General features: G+C 68.3%; 16 protein-coding genes. 7 read left to right on the forward strand and 9 right to left on the reverse strand.

The genetic code is table 11. The annotated features are described in order from the left end of the window. Nucleotides 1-877 precede the first annotated feature (877 nt). The 3 genes from JWQ81_RS17555 (at nucleotide 878) to JWQ81_RS17565 (ending at nucleotide 3,397) form a co-directional block, all read left to right on the forward strand. The gene (locus tag JWQ81_RS17555; protein ID WP_297542778.1) at nucleotides 878-1,708 is read left to right on the forward strand and encodes a DUF4436 family protein; all 831 of its coding nucleotides are present in this window, start codon (nucleotides 878-880) and stop codon (nucleotides 1,706-1,708) included. Nucleotides 1,709-1,858: 150 nt separating this feature from the next. Continuing rightward, nucleotides 1,859-2,716, forward strand: a complete 858-nt coding sequence (locus JWQ81_RS17560) for a hypothetical protein (RefSeq protein WP_297542779.1) — start codon at nucleotides 1,859-1,861, stop codon at nucleotides 2,714-2,716. A 57-nt stretch (nucleotides 2,717-2,773) separates the two neighbouring features. Beyond that, on the forward strand, nucleotides 2,774-3,397 hold the full coding sequence (locus JWQ81_RS17565) for a TetR/AcrR family transcriptional regulator (RefSeq protein WP_297542780.1): 624 nt from the start codon (nucleotides 2,774-2,776) through the stop codon (nucleotides 3,395-3,397). Nucleotides 3,398-3,449: 52 nt separating this feature from the next. Here JWQ81_RS17565 and JWQ81_RS17570 read toward each other — a convergent pair whose 3' ends face one another. Further along, nucleotides 3,450-4,592 (reverse strand): acyltransferase, encoded by a 1,143-nt coding sequence (locus JWQ81_RS17570; RefSeq protein WP_297542782.1) that lies wholly within the window; start codon nucleotides 4,590-4,592, stop codon nucleotides 3,450-3,452. A 182-nt stretch (nucleotides 4,593-4,774) separates the two neighbouring features. Then, nucleotides 4,775-5,404 carry a bifunctional 2-polyprenyl-6-hydroxyphenol methylase/3-demethylubiquinol 3-O-methyltransferase UbiG gene (locus JWQ81_RS17575; RefSeq protein WP_297542784.1) on the reverse strand — a complete coding sequence of 210 codons (630 nt, stop codon included), beginning with the start codon at nucleotides 5,402-5,404 and terminating at the stop codon, nucleotides 4,775-4,777. Between the two features lie 301 nt (nucleotides 5,405-5,705). On the opposite strand from JWQ81_RS17575, the gene JWQ81_RS17580 reads away from it, so the two are divergent. The 4 genes from JWQ81_RS17580 (at nucleotide 5,706) to JWQ81_RS17595 (ending at nucleotide 9,736) form a co-directional block, all read left to right on the forward strand. Beyond that, entirely contained in the window at nucleotides 5,706-6,452 is a 747-nt protein-coding gene (locus JWQ81_RS17580) for a CoA transferase subunit A (protein WP_297542786.1), read from the forward strand. Continuing rightward, nucleotides 6,449-7,075, forward strand: a complete 627-nt coding sequence (locus tag JWQ81_RS17585) for a CoA transferase subunit B (RefSeq protein WP_297542788.1) — start codon at nucleotides 6,449-6,451, stop codon at nucleotides 7,073-7,075. Before JWQ81_RS17580 ends, JWQ81_RS17585 begins: the two co-directional genes overlap by 4 nt. A 212-nt stretch (nucleotides 7,076-7,287) precedes the next feature. Beyond that, complete coding sequence (locus tag JWQ81_RS17590; protein ID WP_297542790.1) at nucleotides 7,288-8,820, forward strand: MBL fold metallo-hydrolase; 1,533 nt, start codon at nucleotides 7,288-7,290, stop codon at nucleotides 8,818-8,820. A 211-nt stretch (nucleotides 8,821-9,031) separates the two neighbouring features. Next, nucleotides 9,032-9,736, forward strand: a complete 705-nt coding sequence (locus tag JWQ81_RS17595) for a BTAD domain-containing putative transcriptional regulator (protein WP_297542792.1) — start codon at nucleotides 9,032-9,034, stop codon at nucleotides 9,734-9,736. A 13-nt stretch (nucleotides 9,737-9,749) separates the two neighbouring features. On the opposite strand, the gene JWQ81_RS17600 is transcribed toward JWQ81_RS17595, so the two are convergent. From JWQ81_RS17600 to JWQ81_RS17630, 7 genes are read right to left on the reverse strand one after another with little or no spacing between them, the layout of a single operon-like run. After that, nucleotides 9,750-11,348, reverse strand: coding sequence for a hypothetical protein (locus JWQ81_RS17600; RefSeq protein ID WP_297542794.1), 1,599 nt, complete (start codon nucleotides 11,346-11,348; stop codon nucleotides 9,750-9,752). Between the two features lie 6 nt (nucleotides 11,349-11,354). Further along, the gene (locus JWQ81_RS17605) at nucleotides 11,355-11,651 is read right to left on the reverse strand and encodes a hypothetical protein (RefSeq protein ID WP_297542796.1); all 297 of its coding nucleotides are present in this window, start codon (nucleotides 11,649-11,651) and stop codon (nucleotides 11,355-11,357) included. Further along, nucleotides 11,644-13,323, reverse strand: coding sequence for a DUF6519 domain-containing protein (locus JWQ81_RS17610; RefSeq protein ID WP_297542798.1), 1,680 nt, complete (start codon nucleotides 13,321-13,323; stop codon nucleotides 11,644-11,646). The genes JWQ81_RS17605 and JWQ81_RS17610 overlap by 8 nt, the downstream gene beginning before the upstream one ends. Before the next feature lie 9 nt (nucleotides 13,324-13,332). After that, a complete protein-coding gene (locus tag JWQ81_RS17615) occupies nucleotides 13,333-15,432 on the reverse strand; it encodes a hypothetical protein (RefSeq protein WP_297542800.1) in 2,100 nt (699 codons plus the stop codon). After that, the gene (locus JWQ81_RS17620) at nucleotides 15,429-18,707 is read right to left on the reverse strand and encodes a putative baseplate assembly protein (protein ID WP_297542802.1); all 3,279 of its coding nucleotides are present in this window, start codon (nucleotides 18,705-18,707) and stop codon (nucleotides 15,429-15,431) included. Before JWQ81_RS17620 ends, JWQ81_RS17615 begins: the two co-directional genes overlap by 4 nt. Before the next feature lie 29 nt (nucleotides 18,708-18,736). Then, nucleotides 18,737-21,577: a putative baseplate assembly protein gene (locus JWQ81_RS17625; RefSeq protein WP_297542804.1), complete on the reverse strand. Its 2,841-nt coding sequence runs from the start codon at nucleotides 21,575-21,577 to the stop codon at nucleotides 18,737-18,739. Next, nucleotides 21,574-21,948: a GPW/gp25 family protein gene (locus tag JWQ81_RS17630; protein ID WP_297542806.1), complete on the reverse strand. Its 375-nt coding sequence runs from the start codon at nucleotides 21,946-21,948 to the stop codon at nucleotides 21,574-21,576. The genes JWQ81_RS17625 and JWQ81_RS17630 overlap by 4 nt, the downstream gene beginning before the upstream one ends. Between the last annotated feature and the right edge of the window lie 4 nt (nucleotides 21,949-21,952).

Raw genomic sequence — 21,952 nt, forward strand, 5'->3', positions numbered from 1 at the left:
GACAGCACGTACACGTAGCGGTGGGCGTACCGGTTCAGCCGGACTCAGAACTCATTCTCACCCGGCGCGGCCGCTGACGCGACGAGACTCATGCCGACGGTAGGTTCTTTCATCCGCACTGGTGAAAACCGCACGTCTCTCCCGACCCTTGGTGAACACGGGATGAACGCGCCGGCTCTCCACCGGCGACACTCCATCGTGGTGAACTTCGACCTTTCGGATGATTCACTACTCCACAAAATCGGACAGTCCACTTGAGATCGGACGCGTCCCGCTGCCAGCTTCCTCGGCGCACAATTTACCTACGCGTCCACAATGGGCAAGTCGGGCCCGAAGACTCTCCCCGCCGGTTCACTGCGCGTGTCCGATGTCCCGATCACCGGTCCATACTAAAGTTTTCACCAGCTCACGCCCCATGTTGACCACAGCGGAAGCGCGGCGCGGCGGGCGGTGCGGCCAAGTCGCCGCCGCCCAGGCCAAGCCGCAAAACGGCCCGTTCGCACCCGATTATCTGCCCGATACTCCCCCTGCCGAGGCGAGCCCGGCGCGCCGGGCTGTTCAAGCGAGGGCCGGGGGCGGCATGCTCACCCGGTCAACGTACTCTCCGCCGGCATCACCGTGTGGCCACCACACGTCCCCAATACCCGCCCCACCACAAATCCCCAGGCGATCCGAACCCTTCATGCAGCCAGTGCATAGGTTCATGCAGAGCTTACGTTGATCCCGCCGGGCCGCGCCACTCCGGGTAACCCGCGGGCATTTTCTTTCAGGCCAGCTCTTCGTAGTGTTCGAATGAGCGAGAACCAGCAAAAAATGATCGGGCGAAACTGAAATGACCACAGAAAAAAGCCGCCGAAGGACTTCACGGATCAAAGCCGTGATCGTGGCGATCGTGATCCTCCTCGCCACCGGCGGCAGCCTCACGACGTACCTCGTGGAACGAAGCCAGGGCCAGGCCCAGGTCGACCTCGGCGACAGTTCCTCGCCCGACCGCGTCGACGTCAGCGTCTTCGTGCAGAAGGTCGACGCTGCCGCACAAGAGATCACCGCGCAGGTAGAGGTTTCCCCCCAAGGATCCCTGGCCGACGAAAACGGTGATCCCCGTCAGGACCTGACCGTGTTCACCACCGGCCTCACGGGCGACACACTGCCGTTCAAGGCAGGCAAGACCCCCAGCGTGGCCACGGTGAAGGTGGCCTTGAACTCCGGGGTGATCACCGACTATCCGTTCGACAGCTACCAGGCCGACTTCGGGTTCACCGTAGAATCGCAAGGCACGACTGTTCCGATCAGCCTGTCGCTCGTCAATGCGGATTCGTTCTTCAAGCTCTCCACGAAGGACACCAAGACCGTCGCCGGCGCCGTCCTGTTCAGCGCCGGGTTCGACCGGTCGATGGGCACGTTCGCTTTCGCCTTGTTCGTGATGATCTTCATGTGGTGCCTGAGCCTGGCCGCGGTGATAGCGGCCTGGTTCGCGATCAGTGGCCGGAAGGGCCTGCTCTGGCCGTCGATGAGCTTCATGGGTGCCCTGCTGTTCGCCTTGATTCCGTTGCGCAACGCGGTTCCCGGGCAGCCTCCGGTGGGTTCGGTGGTCGACTTCGCCTCGTTCTTCATCGCCGAAGCGTTGATCTCGGTGTCCCTGATCAGCACGGTGGTAGCCGGGTTCCTCGTCGAACGCGCGAAGGACCGTGCGGACGAAGAGAGCTAGCGTCGCGCACCAGGCCACCGATCGGCCCACGCCGAAAGTCGGGAATCCGAGGCAGTTCCACAAAAGGTGAACTCGCGCGGCAGGCACGTCGTGTCTGTGGCTAGACCCTGGCTCACCGGGCCGCGGCGTTCACGGAACGGACTCACGACCATGACCGCTTCCCTTCCCGTCCGTCGTCGGAAAAGGACCGCCTCGGTGATCCTCGGCGCGCTCGTCCTCGGCGCGCTCGAGCTCACCGGTGCTTCCGGCGCCGGCGCGGCAACCCTGACGTCGACCAGTTGCCCGTCCGGCAACTGCAGCCCGGTGAGCACGCTGTCCGCCGACTCCTTCGGGGTTACGTTGGACGGTCAGGGCAGCGCATACGTGAGTTCGGCGACCGGCACCTTGCGCAAGGTGCCGGTCGCCACCGGGGTGTCCACCACCGTTGTCGCCGGCCTCGGCAACCTGCGCGGAGTCACCACCGACGGCACCGGCACCGTCTGGACCACCGACTACGACGGCAACGTCCAGCAGATCACCGCGTCCACCGGAGCCCACAGGGTGATCGCCTCCGGCCTCGGCGCGCTCCTCGGCGCCACCTACAGCGGAGGCCGGTTGTTCGTGGGGGGCAACGACGGCAGGTTGTGGCAGGTGGCCGACGGCAATCCGCCGAAGCTGCTGGCCCAGGACCTCGGTGTCGTGCTGAGCCTCTCCGGCGACGGCGCAGGGCACGTCTACGTCAGCAGCCTGAGCGCGATCTTCCAGGTCACCATCGCGACCGGGCACACCACGACCCTCGAAGCCGGGGTGTACGAACCCAACAGCGTCCAGGCCCGCGGTGGCCAGGTCTACTTCGTCAGCGGTGGCGGGCAGCTGTCCCGCCTCGACCCGTCGACCGGCTCCGACGTGCTGCTGACCGAGTTCACCCGAAGCGACATCAGCAACTTCGCCCTGGACAGCGCCGGAACCGCGTACCTGGTCGACAGCAACCCCAGCGAGCTGTGGAAGCTCACCGGCGTCATCCACTGAGCCCTGCTCTCGCAACGTCGGGACGCGACCGTCCCATCGTTTCGCTACGATCACCCCATGGCGGACGAGACGCGGACCTCGCGCAAGACCGGCCGTCCACCGGTCGGCGCGGCGGTCCTCCAGGAAGACGTCACCGCGGCGATCAAGGACGCGGTGTTCGACGAGCTGGCGCGGACGGGCTACGGCAGACTCTCGATCGAAGCCGTAGCCAAGCGCGCCGGGGTCGGCAAGACCGCGGTGTACCGGCGGTGGCCGGACAAGCAGGCGATGGTCGTGGCGGTCCTGTCCGAGGTGGCGATCGCCGCGATCGACGTGCCCGACACCCGGAGCCTGCGCTCGGACGTGCGGGCGTACCTGGTCAACGCGGGTGCGGCGCTGGAACACCCGCTGGCGTCGAAGATCATCCCGGACTTGTTGGCCGAAACCGCGCGTAACAGCGACCTCGGCATCGCCCTGATGACGTCGGTCCGCGACCCCCGCCGCGAGAAAGCCGCGCTGCTGCTGCGTCGCGCAGTGGAGCGCGGTGAGCTCCCGGCCGGCCACGACCTGGAACTGAACCTCGATTTCCTGGCCGGTCCGCTCTACTGGCGCCTGACCGTGCTGCGCTCGCCGCGAGACGACAGCTACTTCGACCGCCTGACCGACAAAATCGTCGCCGCGATGACAGAGGCCGGCTCGTGAGTGTTGCGGCCGGTTCTAACCAGGTTCTAACCGGCCGGAACACTCACGAGTCCTAGACGCGGACCTCGATACGAGGCTCGGCGAGGACCTTCGCCGCGGGTTTCGGTGTAGGCAGGAACCGGCGCAGGCGCTGGGTCGGCTTCTCGATGAAGTTCCAGGAAAAGAGCCCGCACGCGTACGCCGCGGGCACCGCGCATAACATCAGCAGCCATTGGTTGCGGACGCCGGCATAGATGATCATCTGCTGTACCGGGAACCCCCAGATGTACAGCCCGTAGCTGCCGACCACCCAGCGGTCGGTGCCTTCCAGCCGCTTCGGCCAATGATGGGCCAGCACGATCGCCCCGTACGACGCCGACGCGGCGAGCAGATAGCGGTCCAACGGCGTCTGGTGCAACACCAGCCAGGCAGCGAAGAGAATCAGCGCCGGTATCGGCAAGAAGCGGATCCGGTCGCGGAAGGTCCGCAGGATCACTCCGATGGCGAACGGCACCATGAACGCGACCAGCGAGCCGGTCGGGACGTGCGCCAGCGCGCCCGCGTTCCCCTGGTAGCCGAAGGTGGCCTGCATGAAACCGTCCGCGACGACCAGTGCGGCGAACAGTGGCAGAAGCACCCACCGGGACACCCCGAGCGCGATCACCACGCCGACGGCCAGCACGATCCCGTAGCCGACCATCTCCATCGGCAGAGTCCAGATGGCCCCGTTCACCGACCACGGGTACGGGTTGCCGAAGAACACGCCCGGCAGGATGTGCTCGGTCAGGAACAGCACGGTGTTGCCGACGAGATAACGCCAGGTCTGCAGGCCCGACCAGTAGTCGCCGGCGGACCAGGAGGTGAACACCGGTCCGATCACGAACACCGACACCAGGAGCACGAACACCAGCGGCGGCAGGATCCGCAGCAGCCGCCGCGCGCTGAACCGCCACCAGCTCGGGTCGCGCAGCCAGCTGTCCTGGATCTGGAACCCGCTCATCGCGAAGAACCCCATCAGCGCGACGTAGCCCGGCGAAGCGTGCCACGCGGCCGGGAAGATCGTGAGGCGCTCCGGGTGCACCAGCGGTGAGCTGTGGTCGACGACCACGGTGATGGCACCGATCATCCGCAGCCAGGCGAACCCCAGGTTGGGATCGGCGTGCTGCTTCGGGCCGGGGCCGTCAAGCCCGCCGTCAAGACGTCCTCGGGAAGCCACTCGATGACCTTCTTCGCGCGGAGGTTTCTTTCCCACCAAGAGCACTCTGGCAGATGTCCCTCGGGAAGGCGCCACCGGCCCGAATTGCGGCTCAAGGCCGACTGAACGCGGCACGACCTCGAGCACGAGGACATGGGGATGCTGGGGAACTTCCAGGTGCAGTAATGCTCGTGTAGTAACGCCTATTCGGGCTTTCGGGCAACGAGGTAGAGCTGAACTTCAGGCCGGACGTCGGAATGGGCGGACACGTAGTCCACCTGTTCCCAGTAGACGATCTCCAACCCGGCGGCCTCGAACCGCTTGACGAACACCTCGGCCGGGTAGCTGCTCGAACGGATGGGGTGCCCCAGGAAGACGAAGTCGACCTCGCTGACGTCAGCGGGAACCGTGCCCAGTACGACGTACCCGCCTGGTGCGAGCCAGGCGGGGATGCGGTCGAGCACGGCGTCCACTTCGGCGCGAGTCATCTGCATCAGCGAAAAGAACGTCATGACCACGTCCCAGCTACCTGCCGGGTAGGACACCGTGCGCAGGTCGGCGAGTTCGAACCGCGCCGCGGGGACCTGGGCCCGCGCGATCTCCACCATGTTCGCCGAGACGTCGCAGCCGGTCACGTCGTGTCCAGCGGCCGCGACGGTCTCCGCGACGGGACGCCCGGTTCCGCTACCGAGGTCGAGCACCTTGGCGCGCCCGGCCAGCCGGGAAACCAGCCAGTCGAGCACGGCGTGCTGACCTGGCTGGTTGGGGAAAGCGGCTTCGTAGTCCTTGCCGAGCGCGTCGAAGACCTCGGCGGGCGTTTCGGGACGAGTCATCCCCCGACCCTGCCAGAAATGCGACTCGTCGGTCGTAGGCGTGGGTCGTTGCCACCGCAACTCGCCGTCGAGTTGCGATGCTTGAATGCTCAACGAGGGCACTTTTGTCCCCAAGTGCCCTGCCTTGGTACTTAGCGAGGGGCAGGTCGCGGCGTGTGTTCCGTGCCACGTTCCGCCTCCCTCGCCCGGGTGAACGAGGGTTAACTGACGGGTGCCCACCGAGCGGGAATACTGAGCTTCGACACACCCGCTTCGCCACCACCCGGACACCGGGCGCCGCCCACAGCACCGAAGGATCTGAATGGACAAGGTCTACGGGACCGCGGACCAAGCAGTAGCCGACATCGTCGACGGCTCGTCACTGGCCGTCGGCGGCTTCGGACTTTGCGGGATCCCCGAAATACTCATCGACGCACTGCTCGCGCAAGGTGCCACCGACCTCGAGACGGTGAGCAACAACTGCGGCACCGACGGCCTCGGCCTCGGCGTCCTGCTCGCGAACAAGCGGATCCGCCGCACGATCGGCTCTTACGTCGGGGAGAACAAGGAGTTCGCGCGCCAGTACCTCGCCGGCGAGCTCGAGGTCGAGCTCACCCCGCAGGGCACCCTGGCCGAGCGCATGCGCGCCGGCGGCGCGGGCATCCCGGCGTTCTACACCCCCGCCGGGGTCGGCACCCAGGTCGCCGACGGCGGCCTCCCGTGGCGCTACGACGGCGACGGCGGTATCGCGGTGGCCAGCCCGCCGAAGGAAACCCGGGAGTTCGACGGCGTCACCTACGTGCTGGAGCACGCGATCCGCACGGACTACGCGCTCGTCCACGCCTGGAAGGGCGACCGGCACGGCAACCTCGTCTACCGGCACTCCGCGGGGAACTTCAACCCGGTGGCGGCGAGCGCCGGGCGGATCACCATCGCCCAGGTCGAAATCCTGGTGGAGGCCGGCGAGATCGACCCCGCCCAGGTGCACACCCCCGGCATCATGGTGCAGCGCGTGGTCCACGTGCCCGACGCCCTGAAGCGGATCGAGAAGAGGACGGTACGGGCATGAGCCTCACCCGCGACGAACTGGCCGCCAGGGTGGCAGCGGAACTCACCGACGGGCAGTACGTGAACCTGGGCATCGGCATGCCCACCCTGGTGCCCGACCACGTGCCCTCGACGATGACCGTGGTCCTGCACTCGGAAAACGGGATCCTCGGCGTCGGCCCGTTCCCGACCGAGAACGAGGTCGACGCCGACCTCATCAACGCCGGCAAGCAGACCGTCACCGTGCTGCCGGGCGCGAGCTACTTCGACTCCTCGGCGAGCTTCGGGATGATCCGCGGCGGCCACGTCGACGTCGCCGTGCTCGGGGCGATGCAGGTCAGCGCGACCGGCGACCTCGCCAACTGGATGATCCCGGGGAAAATGGTCAAGGGCATGGGCGGAGCGATGGACCTCGTTCACGGCGCCGGCCGCGTCCTGGTGATGATGGACCACGTCAGCCGCGACGGGGAGCACAAGATCCTCGAGGAATGCACCCTGCCGCTGACCGGGGTGGCGTGCGTCGACCGGATCATCACCGACCTCGCCGTCATCGATGTGACGCCGGACGGCCTGGTCCTCGTCGAATGCGCTCCCGGCGTGACCGAGGACGAGGTCCGCGCCGCCACGGGCGCGAAGCTGCTTTAGCCACCCTGCCGACTCGAGGGACCCCTGGTACGAATCATTCGTACCAGGGGTCCCCCGAGTCGGATCTGATGTCAGGACCATGCATGCATGCAGCGCATAGTTGATCTGCGAAGTATGCATCGAGCGCGGGGAATCGGAGGGTGCGGGGCGGTGCTGGACAGAGCGAGAGGGCCCGCTCGGGTCCACGTCTCGGACTGGAAGGAACACCGGCTATGAGCACCGAGGACACGCTCCCCCGCTACACCGAGTTCGTCGACCGGCTGGTGTCCGCCCTTGGCGGCGCCGCGGCCGTTTCCGCCGCCGCCACGGAAACAACCGTCGCGGACGGATGGCGCCACCACCCGGGTTGGGGCACGCTGCCGAGCGAACCCGAGTCCAGTGCCGAATTCAGCTACACCTTGCGCCAGGACACCGTAGCCCCGCGCTACCGGCTCGCGCTGAAGGCCAAGACGCACCTCGTCCCGGCGCAGCTGGACTACGTCGAGACCGGCAACGGCAGCCGCGGCCACGTCGACGGCGTCGACTTCATGTTCGACACGCGCCCGGTGAACACGCCCATCGCGTCGTGGCGGGTCGCCACCCGCCAGCGCCACAACGACCTCATCTCCCCGCTGCGCATCGCCCGCAAGCTGCTCGCCCCGGAAGCGGACGTGTCGGTCGACGACGCCGTCCTCACCCTGCGCGAGGTCGGCCGCCCGCCGCTGCGGATCACGCTCGACCCGGCGACCGGTCTACCGGCCACTTTCGCGGTCACCGAAGAACATTCGCCGCTCGGCGACGTGCTCGTCGAGGTGTGGTTCGGCGACTACCGCGAGGCCGGGGTGTTGACGCTGCCCCATCACGTGACCATCACCATCGACGGCGTCACCGTGCACGACGAGGTGCGCAGTTCGATCGAGATCAGCGACCGGGCTGACGACGGCGAATTCGCCGTAGCCGAGTCGGCGGTGCAGGACGGTTCAGCCGGACAAGTCGCCTATGCGCACTACTCGACCGAATGGATCATGACCTACGTACTCGCGGGCGTGCGCTTCTACTTCGACCTGCAGGTCGCGCCGGTCACCCCCGAGGCGGTGGACCTCGCCGAGGGCGTCAAGCTTGTCATCGGGCCCAGCCACAACACCATGGTCGTCGAGATGCCCGACCACACGCTCGCCGTCGAAGCCCCGCTGTACGACGAATACACCCACGCGGCGCTCGCCCAGGTGAAGGCCGCCTTCCCCGGCAAGCCACTGAGGACGGTCGTCGGCACGCACTTCCACTACGACCACATCGGCGGCCTGCGCGAGTTCGCCGCCGAGGGCGGCATCACCGTGCTCGTCGGGGAGCCGACCGTGCCCTTCTTCGAGCGGATCTTCGACGGACAGCACACCGTCGACCCGGACCGGTTCTCCGGAAACCCGGTACCCGTAACGGTTCGCGGAGTGGCGGACTCGCTCGCCTTGCCGATGGCCGACGGTGGCAACGTGGAGCTGTACCGCATCACCAACGACCACACCGAGGACATGCTGATCGTCTACCTGAGCAAGGCCAAGCTCGTCTTCGAATCCGACCTGTGGAACCCGACCCCGGTCGAACCGGCGCCCAACTCCGGCCGCGGCCGGGTCACCACGCAGCTTTATGAGGCGATCGTCAAGCTCGGACTCGACGTCGAAACCGTGGTCGGCGGCCACAACGGCACCGACGGCAAAACGCTGGCACACGCCGCACCCTTCTCCTACCTGAAAATCGCCGCCGGGTACTGACCACCACGACTCGCCGTCGACTTGCGATCGCAAGTCGACGGCGAGTTGCTGTCCCCGAGCTTGCCCTTTCGGGTGGACCTTTTGGGTGATCACTTTCGGCCATTCGGCCTCTCCTACGGGAGCGAGGCAGCACTCGTAACTCCGGCATCCTTCACGGGGGTGATCATGCCCCGCGGACGAACGGCCTGTACCCAGGGGGGACGAGGTTGTCATGACCAGTACCGCACGACTCACGCTACTCGACGGATTCGGTCTCGACTGCGACCGAGAATCGACGGAGGTACCCAAAACCCTGCAACGCCTGCTCGCCTTTCTCGGGTTGCACCGCCAAGCGACGAGGTCGCTCGCCGTCGGCGCGCTGTGGCCGGATTCCGACGAGCAGAAGGCGTTCGGGCGGCTGCGTACCGCGCTGTGGCGGCTGCACCAGCTCGGCGTTCCGATCGTGTCGGCACAGGGCGAGACGTTGCGGCTGCACGATTGGGTCCGCGTCGACGTCGACGACCTCGTCGACACGGCCCGGTTCGTCTCCGCCAGGACGGCTTCGGCCGGCATCATGGCGATCCGTGACGGCGGTATGCGGGAGCTCCTGCCCGGCTGGTACGACGACTGGGTCCTGATCGAGCGGGAACGCCTGCGTCAGTTGTATCTGCACACCGTGGAAACGCTCGCCGCCGAAGACCTGCTGGCACACCGCTACACCGACGCGCTGGAAGCGGCATTGGCGGCGTTGCGGGTCGAGCCACTGCGGGAAAGCCCGCACCGGCTGCTGATGGAGATCCATCTGGCCGAGGGCAACTACAGCGAAGCCCTGAACACCTACCACTCGTACCGGTTGTTGCTCCTGCGCGAGCTGGACGTCAGCCCGTCGCCGGGAATGCGACGACTGCTCGGCGAGACTTCACGAATCGCCGGGTAGGCGGCTGCGCCCACTAGGCTGGGTGTTGGGCGCCGAAGGCCACGTATTCCTTGTGGTGGGCATCGCTGCGGTCGTCGAAGTGCATGACGTCACCCGAACCGGCGGAGAAGTCGGTCGCACCCCAAGCCAGGCCGACCCCGCGCAGTGCGGCGACGACGTACTCGTGATGGGAAAGGAAACCCCGTGCCGGGTCGCGCGGTTTGCCGGGGCCGCCGTTGACGAACGGGCCGTCGGCCTTCGGCATGACCTGCCCGGCCCTGTTCTTGAACCCGCCTTTCTTGGTGAGCATCAGCTCGTAGTCGGCCCGGACCTGCGCCTGGTCCAGACCATTGAGCATCGCTTGCGGGAACGTCAGCGCGTGCGCGCGCAGCACGGGTGGGACGACCGCCTTGTCCCCTGGCTTGGTGAGGACGGAGAAGTAGGCGATCATCGCGTCGTTCTCGTCCGCGAGCTGGTCGTAGGTGGCCGTGGCCAGTCCCGTTTCCCGGCCCGCCAGCGCGGCGGTGATCACCGTCGGCCGGTGCAGCAGGGCCGTCGAGATCCGGTCGTAGACCTTCTCCAGCGCCAGATCGAGGTCCTTCTCCCCCGATTCGTTGATGATATAAGGATTCGGGGACACATCGATGTCCACCGCGAGCCCGTAGGCGTGGTAGCCCGGTCGGTTGTCGTACCCGGAAATGGCCTTGACCCCGAAATTCGTACCGCCGAGGAGCTCCGCGGCAACCGCCGTGGCTGCCTCCAGCCGCCGCAGGAACAGCGGGTGCACCGGATTCGCCGGCGTGATCCGGACGCCGAACGCCTCGCCGCCAGTCAGCATGTTCGTCACATAGTCCGCGTAGTCGGCCGCGCCGAATTCCCTCGCCTTGGCGTCGCGTTCGGCGAGCTGGTCGGCCGGCGGCGCGACAACGGGTTTCCCGGGGATACGCGCGAGGTCGACGCCCGGGGTCGGCAGCTCGGGCGCGGGCGTCCGCTCACCGAGCACCTGGACCACATGCGCGTGCAGCGGTCCCGGCCACGCGGCCAGGTTGGTGTTCACCGTCTTCTCGAGCTCGTGTAGCTGTGGCAGTGTGAGATCGGCAGAGCGCAGCCTGCTGAGGATGTCCGCTGACGTCATGTCGTTGAGCAGCAACGCCATCCGCAGGTAGTCGAGCTGCTCTTTGGCCACCCGGTAGTCGGCATAGACCTGCCGCGCATGACCGAGGTTCTTCAGCACCGGCCGGATGAACGCGGTGATCCGTTCGGCGTTGCCCTGCTTGGGCGGCTGCGCCGACTCGGCCGCCGCACTGAGCTGCGCCAGCTGCTCGACCCCGTTCTTGCGCGCGCCGATCATTTCCAGCAGCACGACGATGTCCTCGTCACGAAAGCCGTTAAGCCGCTGCGCGGCCTCCTCCCAGCGGGGCGGGTTGGCGTTCAGGTCCAGCAGGAAGAGCCGCTTGTCCTCACTGAAGCCTGTCGTTCTGCCTGCCCGCATCGGAGTCGCGCTGAAGTCGCGGTCGGACCGGGTACTCGCGGTCGGCCGGGCATCGAGCTGCTGCCCGGCCGGCCGGACCACCGCGGGGACCGCAGGCGGGGGCTTTTTCTCGGCGGGCTCCGGTCCCGCACCGGTCGGCATCGGCCGTCAGCCCGCCGGGGTCGGTGACGTGGCCGGCGTGGCCGGCGGCGGAGTGTCCGAATAGGCCGGTGGCCGGTTCGACCCCAGGAACAGAACTGTCAGCCACGGTGGCATCTTCGCCTCCAACTGGCGCAGTGCGGCGTAGACCGCGGCCAGCACGAGCGGCATGATGACGGCGTTGCCCAGCCCGGAAACGGTGCTGGTGAACGACATCGGCAGGCCAAGGGTGACCAGCCAGGCGATGAGCGCGGACCACAGTCCCGGAACGACCGTGCGAAGCCACGAAGTCAGCTGGTCAGACATCTTGAGGCCCGCGAAACCTACTCGACTCCTTACCCGCCATTCCTTCCGGAGCCGGCGTGGTTCGGGGAAATGGTTGCGGCACCAGCGGTTGCGGCACCGGGGCTATCGCCGTCTCGGTCGGTATGGACGCGTCGGCGTTGGACGCCTCAGCCGCCGCGGGCAGTGTGGAAGCGGACGCGGTCGCGGCAGACTCAGCTCCTGCAGGTTCGGCCCGCGACGCGGTTCCTTCGGCCGACGCGGCTTTCCCCAACCGCGGGAACGTCGACGCAAGCGGAGTGACCGTGCCATCCGTGCCGATGAGCGCGAGCGGCGCATAGCTGTACTGGACGCCGTTGGGCGGCAAGGCCGCCGGCGCGCCGTCGGCGATCGGCCACTGCACGTCCCCGGAGATCGTGCGCGCGGGGATCTGCCAGTAGTCGCCGCCGCGATAGGTCGCCTTCGAGTGGCCCGGGATCGAGAACCTGACCTGCACGCCGTCCTCGAGATCGATCCACACGTTCTCGAACAGTGGCAGCGCGCCGTCGGAGGCCGCCTTCAGCTTCGCGGACTCGGTCGTCGCGGTGCCCCGGTTGTCCCAGCGGCGTAACACGGGGTTCAGCTCCGGCCGCGAGCCGGGCCCGCAGTCGTCGCCGACCGGCCCGTCGAGGGTGACCAGGCGGTCGACCGGGTCGATCGCGACGACCTGGCGCAGTGGCGTGGCCGGTACCGAGTCGCCGGTATCCAGCGGGACGTCGTCGGCGACCCGGCAGGCCGTCGCGTCGTCGACGATCTCGACCAGGTCGCCGACCTCGAGCGCGAGCTTGCCGTCGCGGCCGAGGGTGGCCACCGTGACGTCGGAGCCGGACAGCGAAACGATCGGGAACACCACGGACGCGTTTTCCCTCGACCACTTGAAGGTTGCGCCGTCCAGGCAGGTGAAGTCCCCACTTTTCAGTGCCGCATTGTCGTTCCGGTCGTCCCACGCTTCGCCGCCGGAGTGGATCTCGACCCGGTAAAGCTGGTTCTCCGGGCCGCGGAACCGGGCCTCGGGCGGCAGGTGGCAGGCGTCGGCGTCCGTGTCGTCCGGCCGCAGCGCCCGCGCGCCGAGCAGGCCGCGATTCGCACCGAACTGCGCCAGCCAGTTGTCCAGTTGCTTCGCCGGTGTGTTGCCGGGGTCGCTGCCGGAGTCGGTCTCCAGCGCGGTCGCGGCCACCTGCCAGACGACCTTCGACCGGGCCGCGGTATCCGGGCCGGGGTCGCCCAGCGCGATCTCGCGCAGCGCCGGGTCCTGGACAGCCGTGATCAGCCTTTCCCAGACCCGCAGGTAGACGCCGTACGGCACGTTCGGCAGCCGGTCATTGCTGTCCGGATCCAGGTGGCCGTCGGGCTGCTCCCAGTACGTGGTGTCCTGGTCGTTCTCCACCAGGATGCCGTCGACGTATATGCGACCGGCCGAGATCGTCAGGTCGGGGGCCTTGCCCTTGTCCGCGACCGCGCCGATCACGAAGCCCTGGGCGTCCTCCGGGGCGCCGGCCGGGCCGATCAGATCCGCTATCGCGGTCCGCAGCTGGTGCAACAGGATCGCCGCCTGCTCGTTGGCGTCGGCGTCGAGCTGGACGCGGCCCTGCTGCGACAGCACCGCGGAAAAGTGTTTGGCGGCGTCGAACGTGGTCCGCGAAAGATCGGCTTGCATGACACTCTCCTAAGTGACGATGAGGATTCCGGCATCGCAGCCGGCGGGTGTGTACTCGTCGAGGCGGGCGCGCAGGTTGTCCTCGCGCTGCGGCTGGAACAGGTCGTGGAAGGCACCCAGCTCGGAGCCGTCTTCGGCCCCGCGGCGAATCTCGTCGGGACATCCCTGAGCCAGCTGGGCGTAGCCCGGCGTGCCGTAGCGCACGCTGGTGAACAGCGGCGGCAGCCCGTGTCCACAGTGGAACTGCCGCGGGGTTCGGGATTCGGCGGGCAACCAGCAGAACCGCACGCAGCCCACCTGCCGCCGGGCGATCACCGTCTTCCCGCCCAGGACGGAGTTCTCGACGAGGCCGAGCGCGTGTGCCCGGATCTGCCCGAAAACCGTGGTACGCCGCGCGTTGAACACCGCGTGTGCGTGCCGCTCACCGGGCGCCACCAGCGCCGCGACGTCGTTGCCCGTGGCGTCGAGAATGCTGTCGGAGAGCCAGATCTGGTTGGGCTCGTGGTGTGTTTCGTCGACGTTCACCAGAATCGTGCCGAGGATGCTGCGCTCCACCTGCAGGCAGGCCGGGGTGTCGAACAGCTCCAGGCTGGCCTCTTCCTCATGCTCCGGACAGCACTCGGCGTCGAGCGACCAGCCGGGGACCAGCGTCGAATGGCGGACGACGACCTGCCCGACCTCCCCCTGGATCCGCACGCCGCGCCCGGTGATCAGCAGCCCGTCGAACACGATCCGCGGCAGCGAACCGGAGCCCTTGCCAGTGCCCAGAATCCGCAGCGAGTCCGGTCGGTTGCCATACCAGTCGAGCAGGCGCAGCACCGGTCGCACCCCGGAGGCCGCGCGCAGGGTCAGCCGGTCGCCGTGGTCGAGCGGGATCTCGAGCTGTTCGGAAAAGGCGGCCGACTCGGTGAACTCGATGACGGCCGTCCGTTTGGCGGGGTCTGTTGTCTTGTCCTCACACCACTTTTCGACGGCCGCCATGATCCGGTCGCCTTCGCCGACCCGGTAAACGGTCGCCGGGAACTCGGGATCGAGGACCCGCTCGTACTCACCGCCGCCCGTGTCGTCGGAGAAGCCGTAGTGGTAGTCGACCCACACGCCGTCGTCGGGTGCTTCCCTTGCGGGGAAAGCGATCCTGCCGAGCACCGGGTCGACGGCGACCTGGCCGCGCCTCGGTGTGTACCGCCAGCCTGACAGGTCCGCGGGCACGATCTGGGTCAGCGGCACCGGCTTGTTCGGCGCCCGGTAGACGCAGAAACTCTTGCCTGGCCCGTAGTACTGCGCCGGCCGGGCCGCGAACGCCTGCCGCCGGACGAACGCGGGCACGTTCGTCTCGTCGGCGATGTGGGTCGGCGACGGCTCCTCGACGGGCTTCGTGATCAACGGCGTGTCGTTGCCGAGGATGCTGAAGGTGAACTGCGTGCGTGACCGGTCCTGGCAGTAGGCCGGGCCCTGGGTGATCGAATACGGCCGCAGCCGCCACAGGTACAGACCGACTTCGCCGATGTCGAACCGGCCTTGCCCGCGTGCGCTGGTGATGCGGCGAACGTCGACGCCGTGCGCGAGTTCGTCGAACGGGCCGTCGAGGCGGTCGAGCGCTTCCACGGCATGCAGGTCGACGAGCCTGCCGCGGTGCAGCCTGCGGCTGTCGGCCCGGGAATCCCTGCCGTGCAGGCGAACCGCCTGCGTCACGTCGAGCAACCTCCGGAACTCCACCGCACGCGCGGGCCACGCCGCGACGTCGGCCGCGAGCTGTTCGAGCAGCGCGAGCGTGCCCTTGCGGCGGCGGTTCCCGACAGTGTGGGCCACGTCGCGACGCGACGCGATGGCCGCCAGCAACCGGTTGCCCTCGTCCGTGCCGGCGGACAGCGCTTCGTCCGATCCGGGCAGCATCCGGTAGCCGACGAGGTCGCCGAGGTAGGGCGTGACCCAGTCCTGGCAAGTCTCGATGAACCAGTCCGAATACAGCTGGTCGAGATCGGCCCCGATGATGTCGGCCTGCTCGGTGATGACGCCGAGCAGGGCCTGAAGCGGTCCGCCCTGCTCGATGTCCTTCTGCCGGGTGAACGCCGGGACGAGGTTGTAGAGGCGGTCGGCGTCGCGGGTCACGGGATCCTCCGCAGGGTCAGGGCTTCCGGCACGTCGGCCGGGAGCACGGCGAGCTGGGCGGGCCGGACGCCGCGGAACACCGTCAGACCGTCCATAGAGGACAGCAGCGGTCCGGTGAGCCCGGGGTTGAGCGCGACGAGCTGGGCAATGGTCAGGCCGTACCGGTTGGCGACATCGGTGAGACTGCTGAACGCCCGGAGGTCGTCCGGGCCGAGGGTCACTTCCTGGAAGCGCGCGGGCAGCGCCGGCACGGCGGTGTCGACGACGGTGAGCTTTTCGACGATGGTGGCGAGGTCGATCGGGCTCACGTCGCCCTGGATACCGTGGAAGAGGTCCACGTCGACGTAGTCCACTCCCTCGACCGCCTGCATCACCGACACCACCCGGCTCAGGTAGGCCGCCTCGCCGAGCCCACGCGCGGTGAATCCGAGTTCGGTCCGGACAGCGTCCCGCACGGCAGGCTGGACGAGGTCCCACGAGTAGTCCGGCAGCACCTTGACGCCGGCCCGCACCACCACGAGTACGTGCTCGCGCAAGGAAACCCGCACCGGGACACCGAGATCGCCGAACTCGACCAGCGAAACCTCCAGGCTGCTGAACAGCCCGGAGAAGGGATCGATGGGAACATCACCGATCCCGGCGATGGTGACGTGGACGAACTCCTGGCCGCCGGCCCGCAGCTTGCGCGCGCTCGCCTTGCCGATACCGGCTCTCGCGCGGGTGAAGTCCTCGTGGTCGCGGACCGACACCAGCCGGTCGAGCGCCAGCATCCGCAGCGGCACCGTGCTCCGGATGTCGTCCGGACCGTCGCCGTCCGCGCCGCCGGTGGCCGCGATCGGGTTCGTCACGGCCGTGACGCCGAGCGGCTGGGCGGCGAGCTGGGTGATCGTGCCGGCCGGCACGTTGCCGGAGCTGCCCGCGCCGATGCGGTAGGTCGCCGTCACGTTCTCGATCCCGGACGGCAACCGGGCGCCGTGCACGCCGTCGCCGAACTGCACCGACGACGACCCGTCGGCCGCGGACGCCAGCACGTACGAATGCTCGTCGGGCGCCGGCCAGACCAGGCCGTCGGTTTCGTGCCATCGCACCCCGTTGACCCTGGTGACCAGCGAATCTTCCGCACCCAACGGGTTGTCCGACGCCTGCCAGTTGAGCGGCGAGGTGGCCAGCACCTGCCGCAGCGGGAAAGTCTGGCCGGTGCGGCCGGCGTCCCCGCCACCGAGTATCTCGTTCCGGGTCTCCCCCTGCGTCGCACCGACGACGTTGCCGTAGAGCTTGGCGGTGCCGGGTTTGTAGGTGTAGGCAAGATCGTTGGCGAGGAACAGGGTCGTCACGGGTGCATCGCCGGGGCGGCTGGGATCGACCCGCTGGCGGATTCCGGCGACCATCGCCAGTTCCGTCCCGGGCACCCCGCTGGTGTAGGGCACATCCGTCCGTTCACCCGAGACGACCAGCCAGCGGCCCGGTTCGAGTCCGTCGTACATCCGGGCGAGCTCGATCTGGTGTCCCGCCAGTGGTGTGGTGATCGCGGCGCCGAGCGGCTTCAGCGACTCCCCCTGCGCCCAGACGACATACGTCTTGTTCGTCGTGTCGAGGGTCGTGAAGTCGACAACGAGCATGGTCACCGGAGGGGGCGGTGGCGGGGTGGTACCCGGCGGCGTAGGGGTGACCGGCCGGGGTTCCTGCCGGACCGACCGGACGACGGCCTGGACCGAGGCGCCGCCGTCATTCGGTTCGAGCACGATCCAGCTTCCGGCGACAATCCCGGCGTACACCATGTCCAGCACGAGCATGCCCACAGTGACCGGGTCGCTGTCAGTCTTGAACGCGAGAAGCGTCGCCTTCACCCGCATGACCTGCAGGTCCGAAACCTCCGGCGGCGGCGCGATCTGCTGGGCGGCCCAGGCCCGGTGCAGGTTCGGGGCGAGCCGGGCGTCCGCGGCGATCAGGAGTTTCGCGTGGACATCGGAATCCGCGCGGAACTGGTCGCCGACCGCCACCGTGAGGTCCCGGGAGCGGCGCGGCGGGCGTGACGGGTCCTTACGCAGACTCGGGAGAACCGGGGTCAGCGCGACGAGCGCGGCCGCCCGATCGCAGTCGTCGTTCGAACAACCGCAACCGCCACCGCCCCTCGGCGCGGCCTGTGCCGCCTGCGCTGTCAGTTCCTGTTGGCTGCAGGGGCAGACGAGGTCACGGCCCAGCTTGACCAGAGCGTCCATTTCGGACGGAGTCAGCCGGGTGAGCGTGACGGCCAGCGCCACGACCGCGTCGCCGGCGTCGAGCACGTCCGCGATGTAGTAGGTGAACCAGTCCCGGACAGCGCAGTTCTCCCGCGCATCCGCGATGGCTTCTTCCTCCCGCAACCTGGCCAGGAAGTACGGCACGCCGTGGTGGCCGTTCGCCCCGTCGCCCATGAGCAGATCCAGCGGCGCGGAAGTCCTGACCAGCAGGACCACCAGCTCGGCAAGGTAATCGGAGTCCACTTGGGACGCGAAGGCCGACTGGCTGACGATCGGCGCGCCTTCAGCCTCCTTGACCCTGAACTCAAGATAGTTCGCCGCCACCACGAACGGATCCTGCGGGTCCGCCGACACGAGGGTGACTGCGGTCCGGTTCGCCAGGAAGTCCGGTTTGGACTCCTTCACGACCCGAACTCCGCTGTCCGGCGTCGAGTCGAATCGGCCGAATACGAACAGCAGCCTGTCGCCGCCCTTGAGGTTCGCCGTGGACCCCTCGACGGTCAGCGCGTCGAGGGTCTTAGCGGTTGCGGCGGTGATGTCCGGCGGCTCGTTCAGCCGCACCTGCAGGGTGTTCCACTCCTCACGGGCCACCAGTTCCTCGGTGGTCTCGAAGGTTTGCGGGAGCCCGCCCTGCGCCGCCACGCTCCGAACGCCGGCACCAGCCGGAATCACCGACTTCGCGGCGGGGCCGAGCGTGTACGCGAGGTACGTGCTGGACCCCAACGGCGGCCTCGGCGTGTAGCCGACGAGCCGGCCGAGCAGGTTGAGGGACTCCGGTTCCGTCGCGGTCCGCAGATAGCCCTCGTTCGCGATCCGCTCCTGGTAGAACGTCAGCACGTCGCCCACCACCGCCCAGCAGTCCAGCAATGCGATGGACGCGTCGTCCGGCTCGCGACTGGTCAGTTTGGTGAGCGCGGGCCGGCTGGACAACCGGGCCAGCATGGACTCGCGGAAACTCCCGTGCGTGCCCGCCCGGTAGGACAGCGCGGGCAGGCCCGGCCGGTTGTAGGACGGAATCGGCGTCACAGCCGTCACGCCTTCACAGCATTTCGCGCAGCCGCAACTCATCTGCCACCTCGCAGGTCCAGGGTCAACCGGCCGTTCTCCGGCCGGGATGGGTCGTTGTCGAGCTGGGCCACTTCCAGTGGCCCGATGTCGAGCAGGCCGCTTTCCCAGGCCCCGCTGGGCAAACCGAACAGCCGCTTCAACTTCGTGACCCGGGCACTGCGCACCCCGGGGACGGCGGCCGCGGCGGCGACCAGGCGGCTCAGCCGGATCGGTGTGCCGAAGGTGAGCGCGTCCGGGGTGAACAGAGCCCCGAGGGCGCGCAGCAGCGCCGCCCGGACGTGCCCGGCCACGTAGTCCGGCTGGACGTCGATGCAGAGCGCGACGTCGAGCGGTACGAGGGTGGCGGTGGCCACGGACAGGTCGTGGCCGATCCGGCGGAACGGGTGCAGCGCCTCGCGGACGGCGTCGAGCAGGGACGCGGTCGCCACCTCCGCGCCGAGCGGGTCGATCGCGACCTGCGCCTCGTACCAGCTTCCCGTCCAGCGCAGGTCGGCCGCGGCGCGCTGCACCCCGGTGACGCCCGAGGCCACGGTCGCGTAGTCCTCGGCCGTGACGGCGCGCAGCAACCGGTGCCGGACCTCCTGCGGAGCCCTTGCCCGCACTTCGGAAAGCGGTTCGGGATCGGTGCCGCCGGTGGCAGGCAGCGGGTTGCGGATCGCGGTGATCGCGTCCTGGCGGGTCGAGCAGAAAACGATCCGGTTGATCACCTCGCGGCCGACATTGCCCGCCGAACCGTTCCCGATCCGGTACCGCGCGGACAATGCGGTGCCCGGAGTGGGGCTCATGCCGTTGGTGCCGTCGCCGAAGCGGAGCCTGAGCAGGCCTTCGTCGTCGAGTTCGCCGACGAAATGGCGGTCAGTGGGCCGGCTGTCGAGGAGATCGCGCCGCGGCGTCCATTCCCGCCCGATGGTGTCGTCGAGTGTCACAGCAGGCAGGGCTGACCGCGGGTCGGGCTGCGCGGCGAGGGCCGCGGGCCCGCGGAAGGCCGCCCTCGTCGACGTCAGGTTCTGGCCTTCCTCCGCGCCCCAGGTCTGTCCGATCTCCCAAGCCTCGCCGCCGGAATCCAAGACGTAGCCTGCCCGAGCGCGTCGGATCAGTTCAGCGAGGCGGTTGAGCTTCGCTTCCAGGAGCTCGCCGAAGCGGGCCGAGAGCTCCCGCAACGCGCGGCGCGGATGCTCGGCGAGCCTGACCCGGCGCAGGGTGGCCGCACCGAACAGCACGGTCAGGTACTCGATGTCCACATCGGACAGTCGACCGCACCGCCACAGCTCGTGAAGCCGAGCGCGGGCGCGGTCCGGCGCCCCGGCCAACTGCCGCCCCTGGGCCTTGGCGACCTGGGCAGGCAACGGAAACGGCGCACTCTGCGTCACCGGCGAGTAACCGAGCCGAGGTGCATACCGGGCGACCAGCGGCGGGTATCCCGGCCGCTGGGCGGGCAGCAATTCGTCTGGGCAGCCGAACTCGACCGGATCCGGGCAGCCAGGTTCACCGGGCTCGGGCCCGGGAACGGGGTCCAGCGGCTCGGGTTCGGCCCCGCACCACGTCAGTGACCGGCCGTGCTCGACGAGGACGACGTTGCCGCGCGCCACGCCGACTTCGAGGTCCGCGCACAACGGACCACCGCGGGCGTTGACACACAAAGGAAAAGTCAGCGCATCCTCGGTTTCCCAGGTGACGTCGAGCAGCGGCTGTGCATACAGCTGGTCCGTTGTCTGGGTGACCGAAGTCAACCGGACGGCCTGGCAGTGCGAATGGTCGGCGTCCGCCGGGTTCCCGGTCTTCGGACCGAGGACCTCCTCGAACACCAGCACATCGCCCGGCTGCAGGCTGAGCGCACGTTTCCCTGGCTGCGGCGGTCCGTCCACCAGTGTCGCCGACGTCGACCCGGCAGGCAGAGCACACGCGTTGTCGCCCCAGGTCCAGATGCTGATCTTGTTGTGACCCGGGTGGAAGGTGAGCTCCTCGGCCTGCGCCGGTTCGAACACCTCATAGGCCGGCAACCCGCGCTGCTGGTCTAGGTCGCGCTGCACCAGCGCGACCTTGCCCGGCAGAGACTCGGGCGCCAGTGCGGCGAACCGGAAGTCGCCCGCGGGCACGGTGACTTCGGCGCCCGCTTCCACACACACCCACGCCCTCGCCGCGCACCCGTCGTGCATCGGGTAGTCGACGAGCCGGGTGTGCCGCCGCACCGACACCCGCTTGCGCGCGGTGTCGAGATAGGCCTCCGTCGCGACCGCGTCCTGCCGGTAGCTGAGGCGGTCTCCTTCGTAGGCAAGGAGTTCGACGAGCGCGACCTCGAGATCGGGTACGTGCCGCTCGGTCCACCGCGGCGTGGTCAACGAAAGCCTGTCCAGCAGCAGCTGCCGGAAGCTCGCGTAGTCCTTTGCCAGATAGTCGATTTCCGGCTCGGCGTAAGTTTCGGATGGACTGTCGCCGGTGGGAGCGCAGTCCAGGTCCTCGCAACCGAACGTGAAGGTGAAGTCCAGGAAGGAGTACCGCGGATCGAACCCGGGAAACGGCTCGGTGCCCGGCTCACCGCGGGAATCGACCTCGACCACGGAAAGCCGATACGTTGAAAGGTCACCGATCCGGTCGACGGTCAGCACGACCTGCCCGGAGAGTTCCGGGTCGTCCTCGCCGCAGCAGTGGACGCCGACGACCTCGATGCCGGTGATCCGGCGGCCGCCGTCGATGCGGAAGTTCTCCGGCACCAGGTCTTCCGGGGCGTCGCCGAAGAAGATCACGGTGATCCGGTCGCCGTCGACACCGACCCCGTCGATCCCGTTGATGCCTTCCTGCTGGACCTTCTCCCGGCGCCGGTCGTCTGTGCAGGTCATCGGTTCACGCTCCCCTCGATGACGTCGGTACGGCGCTCGCCGGTAGCCAGGATGACGTAGCGCACCACGACCCGGAGCACGTTGTCCTCGGCAGTCGCTTCCAGCGACTCCACGGTGATCACGTCACCGAGCCAGAGCTGCAGCGCACCCGATGCGGACAGCTGCAGGGTCGCCGCCAGTTCATAGCTGTTCGGTTCGAACACCAGCGTGAGCAGCCCGCAGCCGAAGTCCGACCGGTTGACCCGCTCCCCGGGGGTGGTGAACAGCACCTGCTCGATCATGTCCAGCACGTGGTTCGGATAGCTCGTGCCCGCCGTGCGGCCACGGGCGTCGAAGCCCAGTGGGATGTCTATCCACAAAGGATCGGTCATGGCG

It is taken from the genome of Amycolatopsis sp., assembly GCF_025464955.1.
Lineage (GTDB): Bacteria > Actinomycetota > Actinomycetes > Mycobacteriales > Pseudonocardiaceae > Amycolatopsis.

Excerpts from the sequence above, each read along its gene's own strand:
- JWQ81_RS17600 (WP_297542794.1), bottom strand. The coding sequence starts at position 11,348 with ATGCCGACCGGTGCGGGACCGGAGCCCGCCGAGAAAAAGCCCCCGCCT.
- JWQ81_RS17630 (WP_297542806.1), bottom strand. The coding sequence starts at position 21,948 with ATGACCGATCCTTTGTGGATAGACATCCCACTGGGCTTCGACGCCCGT.
- JWQ81_RS17605 (WP_297542796.1), bottom strand. The coding sequence starts at position 11,651 with ATGTCTGACCAGCTGACTTCGTGGCTTCGCACGGTCGTTCCGGGACTG.
- JWQ81_RS17560 (WP_297542779.1), top strand. The coding sequence starts at position 1,859 with ATGACCGCTTCCCTTCCCGTCCGTCGTCGGAAAAGGACCGCCTCGGTG.
- JWQ81_RS17610 (WP_297542798.1), bottom strand. The coding sequence starts at position 13,323 with ATGCAAGCCGATCTTTCGCGGACCACGTTCGACGCCGCCAAACACTTT.
- JWQ81_RS17590 (WP_297542790.1), top strand. The coding sequence starts at position 7,288 with ATGAGCACCGAGGACACGCTCCCCCGCTACACCGAGTTCGTCGACCGG.
- JWQ81_RS17575 (WP_297542784.1), bottom strand. The coding sequence starts at position 5,404 with ATGACTCGTCCCGAAACGCCCGCCGAGGTCTTCGACGCGCTCGGCAAG.
- JWQ81_RS17585 (WP_297542788.1), top strand. The coding sequence starts at position 6,449 with ATGAGCCTCACCCGCGACGAACTGGCCGCCAGGGTGGCAGCGGAACTC.
- JWQ81_RS17625 (WP_297542804.1), bottom strand. The coding sequence starts at position 21,577 with ATGACCTGCACAGACGACCGGCGCCGGGAGAAGGTCCAGCAGGAAGGC.
- JWQ81_RS17565 (WP_297542780.1), top strand. The coding sequence starts at position 2,774 with ATGGCGGACGAGACGCGGACCTCGCGCAAGACCGGCCGTCCACCGGTC.
- JWQ81_RS17595 (WP_297542792.1), top strand. The coding sequence starts at position 9,032 with ATGACCAGTACCGCACGACTCACGCTACTCGACGGATTCGGTCTCGAC.
- JWQ81_RS17580 (WP_297542786.1), top strand. The coding sequence starts at position 5,706 with ATGGACAAGGTCTACGGGACCGCGGACCAAGCAGTAGCCGACATCGTC.